The sequence below is a fragment of the Ferrimonas aestuarii genome, assembly GCF_005116665.1.
GTDB classification, from domain to species: Bacteria; Pseudomonadota; Gammaproteobacteria; order Enterobacterales; family Shewanellaceae; genus Ferrimonas; species Ferrimonas aestuarii.
The window spans coordinates 196,948-211,856 of the sequence record NZ_SWCJ01000005.1 but is presented as its reverse complement, the minus strand read 5'-3'; the positions used below and the strand labels follow the sequence as shown (position 1 = coordinate 211,856).

12 protein-coding genes are annotated in these 14,909 nt (G+C 53.7%); 5 read left to right on the top strand and 7 right to left on the bottom strand.

The features are described from left to right. Positions 1 to 39 precede the first annotated feature (39 nt). From FCL42_RS09810 to pomA, 4 genes are all read right to left on the bottom strand, one after another. Positions 40 to 1,323, bottom strand: a complete 1,284-nt coding sequence (locus FCL42_RS09810) for a BamA/TamA family outer membrane protein (protein WP_136863228.1) — start codon at positions 1,321 to 1,323, stop codon at positions 40 to 42. 182 nt (positions 1,324 to 1,505) lie between these two features. Next, a complete protein-coding gene (thiI, locus tag FCL42_RS09805) occupies positions 1,506 to 2,960 on the bottom strand; it encodes a tRNA uracil 4-sulfurtransferase ThiI (RefSeq protein ID WP_136863227.1) in 1,455 nt (484 codons plus the stop codon). Between the two features lie 77 nt (positions 2,961 to 3,037). Continuing rightward, a complete protein-coding gene (locus tag FCL42_RS09800; protein ID WP_136863313.1) occupies positions 3,038 to 3,925 on the bottom strand; it encodes a flagellar motor protein MotB in 888 nt (295 codons plus the stop codon). A 39-nt stretch (positions 3,926 to 3,964) separates the two neighbouring features. Then, entirely contained in the window at positions 3,965 to 4,729 is a 765-nt protein-coding gene (gene pomA / locus FCL42_RS09795) for a flagellar motor protein PomA (protein ID WP_136863226.1), read from the bottom strand. 175 nt (positions 4,730 to 4,904) lie between these two features. Here pomA and xseB point away from each other — a divergent pair, with 175 nt between their 5' ends. The 3 genes from xseB to dxs are packed head-to-tail and all read left to right on the top strand — an operon-like array spanning position 4,905 to position 7,924. Then, entirely contained in the window at positions 4,905 to 5,144 is a 240-nt protein-coding gene (gene xseB, locus FCL42_RS09790) for an exodeoxyribonuclease VII small subunit (RefSeq protein WP_136863225.1), read from the top strand. A 2-nt stretch (positions 5,145 to 5,146) separates the two neighbouring features. Continuing rightward, positions 5,147 to 6,034 carry a (2E,6E)-farnesyl diphosphate synthase gene (gene ispA / locus FCL42_RS09785; protein ID WP_136863224.1) on the top strand — a complete coding sequence of 296 codons (888 nt, stop codon included), beginning with the start codon at positions 5,147 to 5,149 and terminating at the stop codon, positions 6,032 to 6,034. A 27-nt stretch (positions 6,035 to 6,061) separates the two neighbouring features. Then, a complete protein-coding gene (gene dxs, locus FCL42_RS09780) occupies positions 6,062 to 7,924 on the top strand; it encodes a 1-deoxy-D-xylulose-5-phosphate synthase (protein WP_136863223.1) in 1,863 nt (620 codons plus the stop codon). A gap of 70 nt (positions 7,925 to 7,994) precedes the next feature. Here the strand turns inward: dxs and FCL42_RS09775 are convergent, their stop codons facing one another. Beyond that, positions 7,995 to 8,618 (bottom strand): transglycosylase SLT domain-containing protein, encoded by a 624-nt coding sequence (locus tag FCL42_RS09775; protein ID WP_229359826.1) that lies wholly within the window; start codon positions 8,616 to 8,618, stop codon positions 7,995 to 7,997. A 227-nt stretch (positions 8,619 to 8,845) separates the two neighbouring features. Between FCL42_RS09775 and FCL42_RS09770 the strand changes: the two genes are divergently transcribed. Continuing rightward, positions 8,846 to 9,466, top strand: a complete 621-nt coding sequence (locus FCL42_RS09770; protein ID WP_136863222.1) for a LysE family translocator — start codon at positions 8,846 to 8,848, stop codon at positions 9,464 to 9,466. Positions 9,467 to 9,508: 42 nt separating this feature from the next. On the opposite strand, the gene FCL42_RS09765 is transcribed toward FCL42_RS09770, so the two are convergent. Both FCL42_RS09765 and FCL42_RS09760 read right to left on the bottom strand, forming a co-directional pair. After that, the gene (locus FCL42_RS09765; RefSeq protein ID WP_136863221.1) at positions 9,509 to 12,871 is read right to left on the bottom strand and encodes an ABC transporter permease; all 3,363 of its coding nucleotides are present in this window, start codon (positions 12,869 to 12,871) and stop codon (positions 9,509 to 9,511) included. Next, positions 12,868 to 13,749 (bottom strand): ABC transporter ATP-binding protein, encoded by an 882-nt coding sequence (locus FCL42_RS09760; protein ID WP_136863220.1) that lies wholly within the window; start codon positions 13,747 to 13,749, stop codon positions 12,868 to 12,870. Before FCL42_RS09760 ends, FCL42_RS09765 begins: the two co-directional genes overlap by 4 nt. Before the next feature lie 252 nt (positions 13,750 to 14,001). Here FCL42_RS09760 and FCL42_RS09755 point away from each other — a divergent pair, with 252 nt between their 5' ends. Further along, complete coding sequence (locus FCL42_RS09755) at positions 14,002 to 14,892, top strand: helix-turn-helix domain-containing protein (protein ID WP_136863219.1); 891 nt, start codon at positions 14,002 to 14,004, stop codon at positions 14,890 to 14,892. Positions 14,893 to 14,909 lie beyond the last annotated feature (17 nt).

The following is a 14,909-nucleotide window of genomic DNA, read 5'->3' as shown; positions in this document are numbered from 1 at the left end:
TCGAGGCGGCTTTTTTGCGTAGTATTCTGGCCTTAGCCATCAAAACGCTTCAGTAAAATTAAAGTAGAAGCCGTTTTCATACTCACTGATGCCTAAGTCCATTCTCAGGTTCATTCGAGGCTGAATCTCATAACGGTAACCAATGCCGTAGCTATAAAGAAGGTGGTCATACAGCCCTGATGGGTCCTCAGCAACGCTGCCAATACCGCCCCAGACGGTCATGCCATGCTTAGACAAGCTACCGTCTTTGAGACGAAAGCTGTGCCGATATTCTGCGGTGTGCTCAGCGGCGGCTTGATCTCGAAAACGACCTTGATACAAACCGCGCATCGATCGCATTCCTCCAAGCTCTGGCATGGCATAAAATGGCACGTCACCGTCGGTCCACTGAATCTGATTGAGAGTCGCAATAACCCGACCCGGTGCCAGACTGTGGTAATAGCGGTGCTCGACGTTGGCGCTGTCAAAGTCGCTGTCACTGCCCCAAGTACTGCGATAGCCAAGCAGCTCCACCTTAAAGAACTGCCCTTCCCGCGCATTCACCGCCACATCACGGCTGTCGTACTGCACACCGACACCGATCCCCACAGCCATCGGCTTGTCTTTAAACGCCTCAAAATTGGGATCGACCGCAGTGGCTGGCAGCTCATCCTCTCCCGCATCAAAGTAGTTTAGATGCAAGATTGGCCCCACGTAGAGGTCTTCAGCCACTTTAAAGCCAAGGATATTTTTTAAATTGGCCGAAAACGGATTTAAGCGAGTGCTATCGCCACTGTCCTGAGCCTCTCCCGCCTCAAACCCCACTCCCCAAAAGTGCTCGGTCTGCTTGCCGACCCCAAAAGTGCCCACCAAGCGCACCTCATCATTATGAAAAAAGAAGTTGTAGGCTCCTCTTAAGGCAACCCCCATTTCCGCATCGGCCTTGTTGGCCACCAAAAACGCGGCAACATTTGAGCGCTGCAGATCTTGGTTTTGTCGCTCCAGAGAGAACGAGTAGAGTCCGCCGATGGCCACAAGGGTGCCCATCTCCGGAGTGTAAGCCGGACCGCCCAGTAAACTGAACTCCCCCAGCCCCTGCTCCTTGATGTAGGCCTTGCGAGCTTGCTCCTTTTTATCAATTTGATGCTTTAGGGACGCTTCGCTCGCGTTATCCAACTGACTGGAAGCCAGTTGTTGCTGCAACTTATCAATCTCATCATCGATAGCCAGCAGCCCAGCCTTGGCGTCGCTGACAGAAAGCACCGCTTCAGGCTCAGTGACGGCCGTTTGGGCCACTGAGCCAACGGCCATCAACATACTGGCGGAGAAATAGAGAACGCGCACGCAGTTACCTTAACCGTTATCCCCAAGAATCGAGATCACAGTGAATGAATAAAAGGAAATGGGCACAGGGTAGGCGGTTAAGCTTAAGCTAGCTTGAACGAGCCAGCATAAACTCAAAATGATGAAGCCCTCGCCCATAAAAAAAGCCGGTCAATAGACCGGCTTTCGCAGTTTGGTTCACCTTACGGGCGATAAACCTTGATGTTGTCAAAGCCCTGCTCTTTCAGATACAGCGCTTGCAGTTTACTCATGACACCACGGTCGCAATACAGCAAGTAAGTACGGCTTTGGTCCAGCTCTTTGAACTGGGAGCCCAACTTAAAGAATGGCAAGGTGGTTACTTCGGTGCCTTCCAGTTTCAGGGGACTCTCCTCCTCCTCCTCTGGGGCACGAATATCCAGTACGATGGCACCGTCAATCGGTTCAGACACGGTTTCCATCTCGGTCACTCGAGCCTGCTCCTCTTTGGCGATATCACGAATGTCCATAGACTTGGTCTCAGCCATAACACGCTCCACCAGATCGTCAGAGAATTTCGCTTCCTCTTCCAGAATCTTAGACATCACCGCTTTCACCGTTGGCCGCTGGGAGATAACCCCGCAGTACTCCGGCATCGCCGCGGCGAAAGGTTCGGTACCGATGGCTCGCGCCACGTCGATGATCTCTTGCTTATCCCAAGTTACCAATGGGCGCAAAATAACGGTATCACTAATCTGATCGATCACATTCAAGTTGGTCAATGTTTGGCTGGAAACCTGTCCCATCGCCTCACCGGTAACCAAAGCCTGAATGTTAAAACGCTTCGCCACTTCACTGGCTACGCGCATCATCATACGCTTTAGGATAACGCCCATCTGGCCATTGTCGACACGCTCAAGGATCTCTTCCACCACAGGTTCAAAAGGCACCGAGATAAAGCGAACCTTATGGGAGGAGCCGTACTTATTCCACAGGTAATAAGCAACCTCTTTTACGCCACGCTCATGCTCAGCACCACCGAGGTTGAAGAAGCAGTAATGGGTACGGGCACCACGTTTGATGCACTGGAAGCTGGAGACGCCGGAGTCAAAACCACCGGAGATCAGTGACAGTACATCCTCCTGAGTCGCGATGGGGAAGCCACCAAGGCCATCGTGACGCTCATGCACCAGATAGAGTTTGTCATCCTCAATCTCCAGACCAATCACCACGTCAGGGTCTTTAAGGCGCACGCCCGCCGCTTCAGTGTGCTGATTCAGACCGCCACCCACATAGCGCTCTACTTCTAAAGAGTTGAAGTCATGCTTACCGCGACGTTTGGCACGCACACAAAAGGTTTTACCCTTCAAGCGCTCACGGAACACCGGCAATGCGTGCTGGTAGATGTCATCCACGGTTTCAAATTGGTACTGACGTACCTCCATGAAGTGGTGAATACCGGGCATGTGCTTAAGCGATTCCACCAACTTGGCGGTATTATCCGCATCGTCCACGCTGCTGGTGGCGCTGATGTGATCCCAGTTGAAACGCACCTTGACCGATTCATCCGTTTTTCGCAGTACGTTGCGAATGTTGGACTCGAGTAACTTGCCGAAACGCTTACGCACCGACTTACTCTTGATCATGATCTCGGGATGCAGTTTAACGATAAACTTCATGGGATTCCTGTGGGACTATGGATGAAAGCGCGGCATTATACCTGAGCTTGTTCTCAGGTAAAATAACTACAGCCAAGTTATGGAACAGCAGGTATCTCTTCGGAAAGTTTAGGCTTCCCTTGAGTGATCGCAATCTCAACCCGACGGTTTTTAGAACGACCCGCTGCATCATCATTACTGGCTAAGGGTTCGCTACCTGCTTTGCCAATCACTTCCATGCGGTCTTGATCAAAGCCTTTCACCTTAATCATCTCATGCGCCACCGACACCGCTCGCTGGGCAGAGAGCTCCCAATTTGAGCGATACAGCTCGTTGCTGATCACCGTGTTGTCGGTATGGCCGGTCACGGTAACGATGCCAGGCACGTCCTTAAGAAGATTAGCGACTGCTTCGATAACCGGTCGGAATCGAGGTTGAAGAAACGCGGAGTTTTCTGGGAATGCGCCCTTTTCTCGGATACGAATGATGATCTGCTGACCCAAGGATTCGATCTCAATGGCGCCCTCTTGAACGTGCTCACTTAGCTGCTGCGCCAACTGTTGGGCCAACTGATTGTTGGAATCTTGCGCCTGCTCGGCGCTGTCAGCGCTGCCGCCACCGGTCTCCTTGCCTTGGCTGGTTTGTTCGCTGCCTGAAACCTGCTCGTCGCCGGCCTGCACATCAAGGTGATCTTTGGTGAAGTCGATGGTTTTCTGGTTGATCACTTCAATGGGTGTCGGTTCCGGCCGGCCTGGGCGGAACTCTTGAGCGATCACCGAAGTACCTTTAGGAATGTCTTTGACTTCCAATTTGTTTTGCACGCCGAAGGCGTACTTCATCGAGCCCGCAATCTGCTTAAACTTAAGTACGTCCATCTCAGAGAACGCCAATAGCAGCACGAAGAAGCACATCAACAGCGACATCAAGTCGGCAAAGGTGGCCATCCACGCCGGGGCACCCGCCGCCTGCTTTTTCGCCGGTGCCATGTCCTCATTACGACTTGCGTTTAAATTCATAGACCGGCTCTACTCTTCCGTCGTGGAGATTTGACGTTTGTTTTCATTCAGGTAGTTCTTCAAAAACCCTTCAATCACTCGAGGGTTTTGACCATCCTGAATCGCCAACACTGCATCCATGATCAAGCGGCGGTTTAGCATCTCTTCGCTCATACGCAGCTCAAGCTTGTCGGCAATGGGGGCCGCAATTAGGTTAGCAACAATGGCGCCATACAGTGTTGTCAGCAGTGCCACCGCCATCGCAGGGCCAATCGCCTTTGGGTCATCCATGTTGTTAAGCATTGCCACCAGGCCAATCAAGGTACCGATCATCCCCATGGCGGGCGCAACGTCGGCAAGAGCGCGGAAAATACTGGCGCCAAACTGGTGACGCTCAATGGTCAGGCCGATGTCTTTCGCCAGCGCCTGACGCACCACAGAGGCATCGTGGCCGTCCACCAGCAGGTCAACCGCTTTGCGCATAAAGCTGTTGTTGATCTCCGCCTCTTCCAGAGCCAGAAATCCCCCCTTTCGAGCGGAGTCGGCCATCTCCACCGATTGCTCAATCAGAGCTTCAGGCTTGTCGATTTTGAACATGAACGCCTTGGCGGCGATCTTTACCGCACCGAAAAATTGACGCATGTTGAACTTCATCATCACCACGAATAGCGAGCCGCCGATCACGATCATTAATGAAGGAATGTTGATGAACACACCAGGATCACCGCCACTAACCATGGCCATGACAATAAATCCGAAGGCTCCGATGAGTCCTAATAGGGTAGCCAGATCCACAAAATCTCCTGAAGTGTTTGATTTTTAAACGCCATAGTCCAGGCGAAAGACGTCTCTATTGTCTTTATCGGACCATCTTCTGGCAAGTTTAATGAAAATTATCAGTTCCCAATGAGTTTCATTGATCAAAAGGGCGCAAACAAGTACCTTTGTGCGGCAATTCAAGGAGCCTCACATGGCAAAAAAACCAGATAATCTTAGTTTTGAACAGGCACTTGTCGAGTTAGAGCAAATTGTAGCCAATCTCGAGCAGGGAAACGTGCCTCTAGAACAAGCGCTAAAACAGTTTGAGCGTGGCATTCACCTAGTGCGCGCCAGTCAAACTAAACTATCGCAAGCAGAACAGAACGTGCAGATGCTCACCAAGGATTCGGACGGCGACGCGCAATTGGTTGATTTCAAATCTCAGGAGTAACCATGCTGAGCGCAGCTCTGACCCAGTATCGTCAACGTGTTGACCACCACTTAGCGTGTCAACTGGACGCCCAACCCGATTGCGCTCCTCGCCTACTGGAAGCGATGCGTTACGGCACCCTAATGGGCGGGAAACGGGTGCGCCCTTTTCTGGTGTATGCGGTGGGTGAGATGCTTGGTGCCGAACTCAGCACCTTGGATCCACTGGCCTCTGCCGTCGAGTTTGTCCATGCCTACTCCCTAATCCATGATGACCTTCCGGCCATGGACGACGACGATCTGCGCCGAGGAAAGCCCACCTGTCACATCGCCTTTGATGAGGCCACCGCCATTTTAGCGGGGGACGCTCTGCAAACCTTGGCCTTTGAAACCCTGTGTGACGCTCAACTGCCAAATAAAATAGAAAGTAATAGGTTGTTGATGCTGAAAGCACTAAGCCGAGCTTCAGGGTATCAAGGCATGTGCGGCGGCCAGGGAATCGATCTGGCATCGACCGGCCAACGTATTAGCTTGGAGCAGCTGACGCAGTTGCATCAGCTGAAAACCGGCGCGCTAATCAAAGCCAGCGTGGAGCTTGCCACCCTCGCGGTGCCCAATCTTGACGCAGGCCACAAACAGGCCCTTTTGAACTACGCCGACGCCATCGGTCTGGCCTTTCAAGTTCAAGATGATATCTTGGACATCACGGCGGATACTGAGCAGCTTGGAAAGCCTCAAGGTTCTGACCAGCAAGCCAATAAAAGCACCTATCCATCCCTATTAGGACTGGAAGGGGCATGTGAGGTGGCGCAGAGTCTGCATCAAGACGCACTGACAGCACTCCAGCAGTTGCCCTACAATACAGAGCTGTTGAACGCATTTGCTCTCTACATCATTGAGCGAAAACAATAATCAAGATAATGAAGAAGTGACCGACACATGAGCTTGGATCTGAACGATTATCCACTCTTGGCTAAGGCGCAACTGCCCGCCGACCTGCGTAACCTGCCTAAGGCACAACTGCCTGAGCTGGCTGATGAGTTACGCCAATATCTGCTACGTTGTGTCAGCCACTCGTCCGGTCACCTTGCTTCGGGGCTGGGCACGGTAGAACTGACGGTTGCCCTACACTACGTCTACAACACACCCTTCGATCGTCTGGTGTGGGACGTTGGCCACCAAGCCTACCCGCACAAAATTCTGACCGGTCGTGCCAAACAGATGCCAACCATCCGTCAAAAGGATGGTCTGCACCCCTTCCCATGGCGTGAAGAGAGTGAATACGACACCTTAAGTGTGGGCCACTCCACCACCTCCATCTCAGCTGCATTGGGGATGGCCATTGCTGCGGATCGTGAACAGCAGGGGCGTAGAGTGGTTGCCGTAATTGGCGATGGTGCCCTAACAGGAGGCATGGCGTTTGAAGCGCTCAATCACGCCGGTGACATCCACAAAGACATGCTAGTCATCATTAATGACAACGAGATGTCGATCTCCGAAAACGTCGGTGCGCTGAACAACCACATGGCCAGACTGATGTCCGGTCGTCTGTACACCACCATTCGTGAAGGGGGCAAAAAAGCCCTCTCCGGCATGCCACCAATCAAAGAGTTGGCTCGCCGCGCCGAAGAGCACCTTAAAGGCATGGTGGTTCCAGGCACCCTATTTGAGGAGCTGGGCTTTAACTACATCGGCCCTATTGATGGCCACGATGTGGACGGTTTAGTCGAGACCTTGAGCAACATGCGCAGCCTCAACGGGCCGCAAATTCTGCACATCATGACCAAAAAGGGTAAAGGCTATAAGCCTGCGGAAGAGGACCCGATTGGTTATCACGGCGTGCCGAAATTCAACATCAATGAAGCCAAGCTACCAAAGTCCAAGCCTGGTAGACCGTCGTTCTCCAAGGTATTTGGTGATTGGCTGTGTGACATGGCCGCCAAAGACGACAAACTGATGGCGATCACTCCGGCCATGCGTGAAGGCTCAGGTATGGTGGAGTTCTCCCAGAAGTTTCCTGAGCAATATTTCGATGCTGCCATCGCCGAGCAACATGCGGTCACCCTAGGTGCCGGTTTTGCCTGTGAAGGCTATCGCCCAGTGGTGGCGATCTACTCCACCTTCCTGCAGCGAGCCTACGATCAAGCGATTCACGATGTGGGCATCATGAACCTGCCAGTGATGTTTGCCATCGACCGCGGCGGCTTAGTGGGCGCCGATGGCCAAACCCACCAAGGCGCCTTTGATCTGTCGTTTTTGCGCTGCATCCCCAACTTTACGGTGATGGCACCGGCGGACGCCAATGAGTGTCGTCAGATGCTCTACACCGGCCACCAGATGGAAACCCCAAGTGCGGTTCGCTATCCTCGCGGCAGTGGCATGCAGGTCGACATTGACCCGGATATGACTGCACTCCCCATTGGTAAAGCGGAAATTCGTCGCCAAGGCGAGTCCATCTGTATCTTCAGCTTCGGTACGTTTTTACCTTATGCCCTTGAGGCTGCCGAGCAGCTTAATGCCACTGTGGTCAACATGCGTTTCGTCAAGCCACTGGATGAAGCGATGGTCGCTGAAATGGCCGCCAGTCACGACAAACTGGTCACCCTTGAGGAGAACGCCATCATGGGCGGCGCGGGTTCTGCCGTAGTCGAAAGCCTCAACCGCCAGCGCATTGCCAAAAACGTGCTGCAACTGGGACTACCTGATCGCTTTATCGAACAGGGTACCCAAGAGGAACTGCATCAGATGCTGGAGCTCGATGGCCCTGGCATTATCAAGCAGATCGAGCGTTACTGGCAGTAACCTTGGCAACTACAAGCAAAAAGCCCGTCAAATGACGGGCTTTTTCATGGGATTGTTTTTCAATTAGCGTTTAGCCAAAGAACAGGCGCCATAGCCAGCTGCTGTCCAGATCCTCTTTACACTGATTATATTGGGCGGCGTAACGCTTAGAGCGGCTTTCCACCTTACGAGAGACCTTCACCAACCACTGTTTACTCTTGTAGCTGCCGCGCTTATAGCCGCCCCAACCCTCGTGATAGTTCAAGTACTGGCCGTAGGCATCCCACTTAGAAACGCCATTGATCTTATTACTCTTGTAGATGTACCACCCCATAAAGTCGATGGCGTCATCAAAATCACTTCGGCTCGACCAGCCGTTACCGGTCTCCTTCGCATACTGATCCCAAGTGACGGTTTTTGCTTGAGCATAACCATAGGCGCTGGACGCTCGTCCGTAAGGGATAAAGCCAAGGAACCACCGCATCGGCGGCTGAGCATTGTGTTTAAATGAGCTCTCCTGATACATCATTGCCATGGGCACATGCACCGGTACTCCCCACTTCTCACGGGTATCTTTGGCGGCCTCATACCAATCTCGATTCTCTTCAAAGATGGCACAAAGGTTCTCAGGATCCCGAGGCGGTGGCGTCGCGCACCCCACTAAGGTGGTCACGAAAGCCATGCAGAAAATGGCTCGAATTGTTTTTATGATCATCAGGTTACAAGTCAACAAGAGCAAAATTTCATTCTGCCGTGACCGACAGAATATTGCTAGCTCCCAACACAGAAAAGCGCACGTAAAATCACCAACAGGTGCGTTTTGTGCTGTATGTCAGCAGATGATTACAGTAATAAGGCTCATTTTGAGATCTAGGCCACTTTACAGTGGCCTCTTAACTTCTTTAAACTCTGCCCCCTTTCGAATCAACCCAGAATCTAATCATGTCAACCGAGCTGTATCTGGTTTACTTGACGACCGTCATTGTGCTGTTAATTGCACCCGGCCCCATGACCATGCTAACCCTGTCTACCAGCGTTCGATTTGGTCACCGCAAAGCCTTAGCCACCATTGTTGGCTCAAACCTCGCAGGACTGATTCTGATGCTGCTGTCTGCCACAGGTATTGGGGCGCTGATCACCAGCAACCCCGCCCTGTTTGAGGCGCTCAAGTACGCCGGTGCTGGGTACCTTCTGTGGCTGGGCATCAGCGCTTGGCGCGCTCGCCCGAAAGAGGCGGTAGAGACCACCAGTTTTGGCTACCGCGACCGCTGCACGTTCAGCCTGTTTAAACAGACCTTGCTGGTCGGGTTGGCCAACCCCAAAGGCCTTATCTTCTTCGCCGCCCTGTTTCCTCAGTTCCTCGATACCAGTAAGCCGATGACCCCGCAATTGGTGCTGCTGTGTTCCACCTTTACCGCCGTGGACTTCATCATTCTGAACCTAGTCGCCATGGGTGGCTGTCAGTTGGCGAACCGCCTGTGCAGCAGCACCGCACAAAAACGCTTCAATCGTCTCTGTGGGGCCACCTTTATCGGTCTGGGAAGCGCATTAGCCATCGGCTAACACAGTAAAAAGCCCTCACACTTGAGGGCTTTACTTTATCGCTCAATCCATTTTGAACTGACGCCATCGATTGTCTGACATGGTGCGTTCGGGAAATGGAGCCGCATCCAACAACACACTTCCGTCCGCCGCCGTAATTGACGATACGGGCTGCACATTTGCCGCATCAACAAAAGTTGGTACCATCACTTGGTGACCTGCTTCTGCTAGCTGCCATCCTCCCTGTTGCCACCTCCAGCGACGAATCGATACCTTTGCATCAGCGCTGGCATCAACAGCCAAATCACTGATCATCGGACTGCCCATCAGCCCTTCGGCCATCTCAGTGCCAAGCACTTGCGCCACGGCATCCTCCATGACACTGCCGCAACGCAGCCGTTCTGCGATGGCCATCAGCTCTTGAGCAAAACGATCCCCCACTAATGCAGAGGCCTGAGTCATGGCCAACGCTCCGTAATGAGGCAACCATGGAGCATTACCACTTTGCCCGACTCGCGTAATTGGCACCTCAAGTTTCCCCAGCGCGTCCGTCAAGTGATCGCCGTGCCACTGAAGTAAAGCCAGCCATGCTTCTTCACCATCCAAACGGCGGACACACTCTAATCCAACCCAGTTCGGCGCTCCCTGTAGCAGCCAATGAACCCCAGGCTCGGCACGGGCATCACTCACCAAGCCAAGCTGAAACTTCGCCAGCGCAGCGGCGATGCGAGCCCGTCTTAGGCTGCGGCTGACTCCCGCACTCCCTGCGTCCCAGCCAAGATCCCCCGGCACCCAGAGTTTGGTGCCATAGAGCGTGATTGGCCCTGAATTTCGAGGGCTCTGTATTAGGGTGTTCACTTCCGGAGCTTCGCCAAGTAGCGACGACACGCAGTTAGTTACTTGATTTACGTCGTCAGACATTGCTTGCGCTTGTGTTTGGTAAGCCTTCTGATGCAGCAGCAGTGGCTCGACCTCAGTGTCCATAGGTGCCTCGGATAACCATACCGAAGAGAAGGTCAAGGGGCCGTTGACCTCACCTTGGTCAACAATGGCAGTGTGCCCCTGCTCTATCTTGACCTGCCAGCGCCAACGCCCCGTTGGGGCCACCCCCAGATCTGATTGCAAGCTGGCTATGGGCAACGACGATGACTCAATGGGCAGTCCTTGCGCTTTTCTGTCCCTAGGAGCCTGCAATCGCCGCTCTGGATTCAAGCCCAGCGTGGGTAACATCGCCGCGGCAGTTAACCAGGAAGCCTCGGCCGTTAGCCAAGGTGCAGTGCCATCACTGGGCCAGTCATTTAGCCGCAACCTAAGTTCGATGACCACCTCACACCCAGATTCAGGGCAATCGCCCAGTTCAGCCCAAAACTGATCCTCTGCCACCTGAACTGACACCGGCTTATTATCCACTTGCACCGAGTCAACGATGACCCCATGGGGAAGGCTTCCCGTTAAGCTTCCCCTCCCTGTGCGAACGTGGTGCAGCGTCCATCGCCCGTGACCAGTTCGAGACCGTGGCGACAAGCTGATCTCGACCTCACCACCGGACAGTTCAAACTCATCAAATCTTGTCCACCATAAGCGCTCCCAGGCGGCATCCCGCTGCTGAGAATCGGCTAAGGATTGATACTCCCCCTGCTGCACCATTTTTGAATACAGCAAAGTGCCACTGATGCCAGCGGTGCTTAAAGCCAACAGCACCATCACCCAAGCCCCTTGGCGCCACCTAACCAGCATCGCCCCGACTCGTTGGGATACATTAAGGTCGACACCTCTAGGCCAAGCGAGCCACGCCATGGCTATCAAGACTAGGGACATCGACAGTTTAAACAGATCTAGGGTGAGCAAACTTGGCAGCCAGGGCGACCAGCCATCCAGCGCCGACAGGTTGACCTCGGCAGGCAACGCAAATCGCCCAGGAGGGTAGTTAACCACCTGCACTTCCATGTTGGCCACGGCAATAAAACACAGCATCATGGTGACGCCATGGGCGGCGCCAGCATGACGCAGCACACAGTGGGCCACTACGGCAACGGCGCACACTTCTAACATGGCTGGCAACACCACGACCACCTGATACAGGAGCGGATCCCACCAGTTGATCGCCATGTCACTGAGCCCCATCACTGTCCATGCACTCACCGCTGGCGCAAGAGAAAACAGCGCCGTCAACAGCACCGCCGCAACGACTCGTCCCATCACTCGAGTTGCCACCGGAGCTGAGCACGCATCGATTATCTCGCTAATGCCTGCGACTCTGTCGCGTTGCATCAACATGCCAACAAAGCCCGCGATAGAGAACATCAAAAACAGCAAAAAGAACTCAGCCATAAATGGCATCAACAGCGGCGCGTGAGGCGTTAATGGGCCTTCCCCATGTTGAACCACGTGGGTGATGCTACCCAGTACGCCGATAAAAATCAGAACAGCGAGAGCCAGCAAGGTCCCTCGGCTCATGCAGCAGGTTTTCCAAAACCAGCGGGCTTCGAGCCACAGGGCGTTGAGCCAGTTTGAACGGGTAATGGCCCCAAGATTGACCAAAGAGGTGCTCGGCTGAGGCGCTGTATTCATCTGAACGGCCTTCGCTTTTGACGCCGGCGGCTGCAGCAGCTGCTCTCGAGTCAGCCGCCACAATTGCCACGCCAGCATTAACATCGGCACACCGGCCCATATGAGTCGATTAAGCAGCAGCGCAGGGGTAACAGTCATGATGGAAGACAACTTCTCAGACGGCGTCCACTGGGTGGTTTGTCGCTCCGCCTCTGAAAACGCTGTGGGATCAAATAGCGTTGCCGCAAAGTCACTGATGTCACCGCCCCTTAGCACCACCAGCCCAATCATCCACACCAGCATCATGATGGTTGCGACAGCAAATGGACCGGCGATGCTGCGCCTTCGCAGTGCCGCCACGAAAAACAGCGCACCCATGCCCAACATAGTGGGAACAATAAACACCGCCACGCTCCACAGTGTGGCCAGCACCGGCGCGGGCCCCACCAGATCTGCGGCAATCAGGCCGGTCCACGCCAACACAGGTGTCAGAAATAGGCTCAGAGGCATGATGGCCCCCAACATCAATGCGACAACGCACGCACCAACAAAGCGAGCCAGCATCAACTTCCACAGGGTAACCGGTGCCGCGAGCACCACTTCATGAAGCGATACGCCCCGATCCCGCAGTACCGCCTGACCAAATACCCAAGCCCAGATAAAGAACAGCCACATGGACATGCCACTGGCCAGCTGAAACACCAGATACGATGCATTCCGTGGAATCCCTGTTGCCCCCATGCTCTGCATCTGTCCCGAGCTGGCCAAAATCAACAGGATGTATAGCGCTAGCCCAACACTGACAATGGGGAACAGCGGGCCTCGCATACTAAGGCGCACCTCTTGACGGACTTCCGCCCAGTAAACGGAGTTCATACTGGCATCTCCGAGTTCGACTCTCGTAAAGCCAGATGATATGCGTCCTCCAGCGTCGGCTGGTGAGGTTCAAAACCTGAGCCAGGCACCTGAGGGGCTTCGCAGATTACCCGATACCCTCTCGGATGCGCCAGCACCCGCAAGGGAGAGTCAGGTAAGGGGTCGCCTTTGGCATAGAACCGACTCCACAGCCTCCCCTTAAGAGGCGACGTCAATGCATGGGGCGACCCCGACGCCACGATGCGTCCAGAGGTCAATATGGATAGGCGTTCACACAGATTTTCAACGTCTTCAATGATGTGGGTCGAGAGCAGCACCACGGCATCGTCGGCAATGTCAGCCAACACCCGATGAAAGCGGTTACTTTCCGATGGGTCTAATCCCGCGGTTGGCTCGTCAACAATCACCAGTTTCGGCTGACCGATAAGTGCCAACGCGATACCAAAACGGCGAAGCATCCCGCCGGAATACTCCGATACCGCTCGATTGGCAACGTCACTGAGATTCACTTTCTCCAACAGCTCCGCCACTTCTCGGCGACGCAAATTGCCATCCGTTCGGCCTTTAAGCCACGCAAAACGCTCTAGAAGACTCTGGGCAGGCACCCCGGGATAGCTGCCAATTTGTTGAGGCAGATAACCTAAACATTGCCTTAACTTATCTGGCTGAGAAAGCGCGTCAAAACCATCAAAAACGATGCTGCCACTGTCTGGGCGCTGCAGCGTTGCTAACGTTCGCATCAAGGTGCTCTTGCCAGCACCGTTGGGACCCAGCAGCCCGTATAACCCGGGTGCCACCTCCAGTTCTACCCCTTTAAGTGCGCTAACCCCATTGTCATAGGTTTTGTGCAGCCCCGAAACAACTAAGCCTCTAGTCATCTATACCTCTCAATCTGAGTGCCTTTGTTTGATTGGAGGTCATCATGCCCAGTGAAGGGTTGCTGTGCCCATAGGCTAAGGCTGACCAACAGGGGAAATAATCCCGTCAGGGGCGAAGCCCAAACCAGTTGGAGGGATTAAAGCGCCAGTTTCCAGGTTGTTGCTCGAGTTAACAGACTGAGCAGCAAAACATTGACGCCCAAACATGCAAGTGATAATCATTAGCGATTACGACTATGACGAGAAACCACCATGGCCCCCGTTTCTTCCACCCAGCTCATGAGCAATCCCGTTACCTTTTCAGAAGTGATGCCGAATGTGGCGTCTTCGTTCATCGACATTGGCCAAGGGATAACCGCGTCCATCTATCAAGGGATGGGAACCAATAGGGTGCAGGCAGCCATGACCAACGACAGTGACCTTATCAACTTCTCGTGTCTGCTCAATGGTCAGGTAGAGTTCCGCTCGGGTCGCTTCTGCATCAAACCGTCAACCGGTAACAGCAGCATCAGTTTTCTGCCCCATGACAGGTTCGACATCTCGGCATCATCGCAATTTCGGCAGGTGGAGCTGATGCTGCCCAAGGAGGTGCTGCAAGAGCTTGCGGGCTCGGATGCAGACTGGTTATTGGAAGACATTGCTAAGGGACACTTTTATCGAGACTGCGCGCCGGGACAACAGGGGCTTAACGCGGCGATGACGCTATTCAAACGCCTCAGTAGCAGGAGTAGCTCGCCGTTGATGATCAAGGCCGCCGTCTATGAGTTTCTGGCTTGGCAACTGGATAATCCGGGTATCTGTCATCAGCAACACAGTGTGCCGCTGCGTGAGCGAAAACAGCTTATGGAAGCGAGGGAATTGCTGCTTCAAGATCTATGCTGCGCGCCCACCATTGCCGAGCTGGCTCGGGAAACGGGTCTGAACCAGTTGAAGCTCAAGCGCGGATTTAAGCTCCTTTTTGGCAGCAGTATCTACAATCTGTTTCTGCAAGAACGAATGAATCACGCCAAACAGTTATTGAGCAAACACAACGTTGGCGAGACCGCGCAGATGCTCGGCTACAGCAACGCCAGTCACTTCAGTAAAGCCTTTCAAAAGCAATATGGGGTGTGCCCCAGTGAGGCTCGAAAGCACGCGATTTGAGGCCGGCCCTCCTTGGC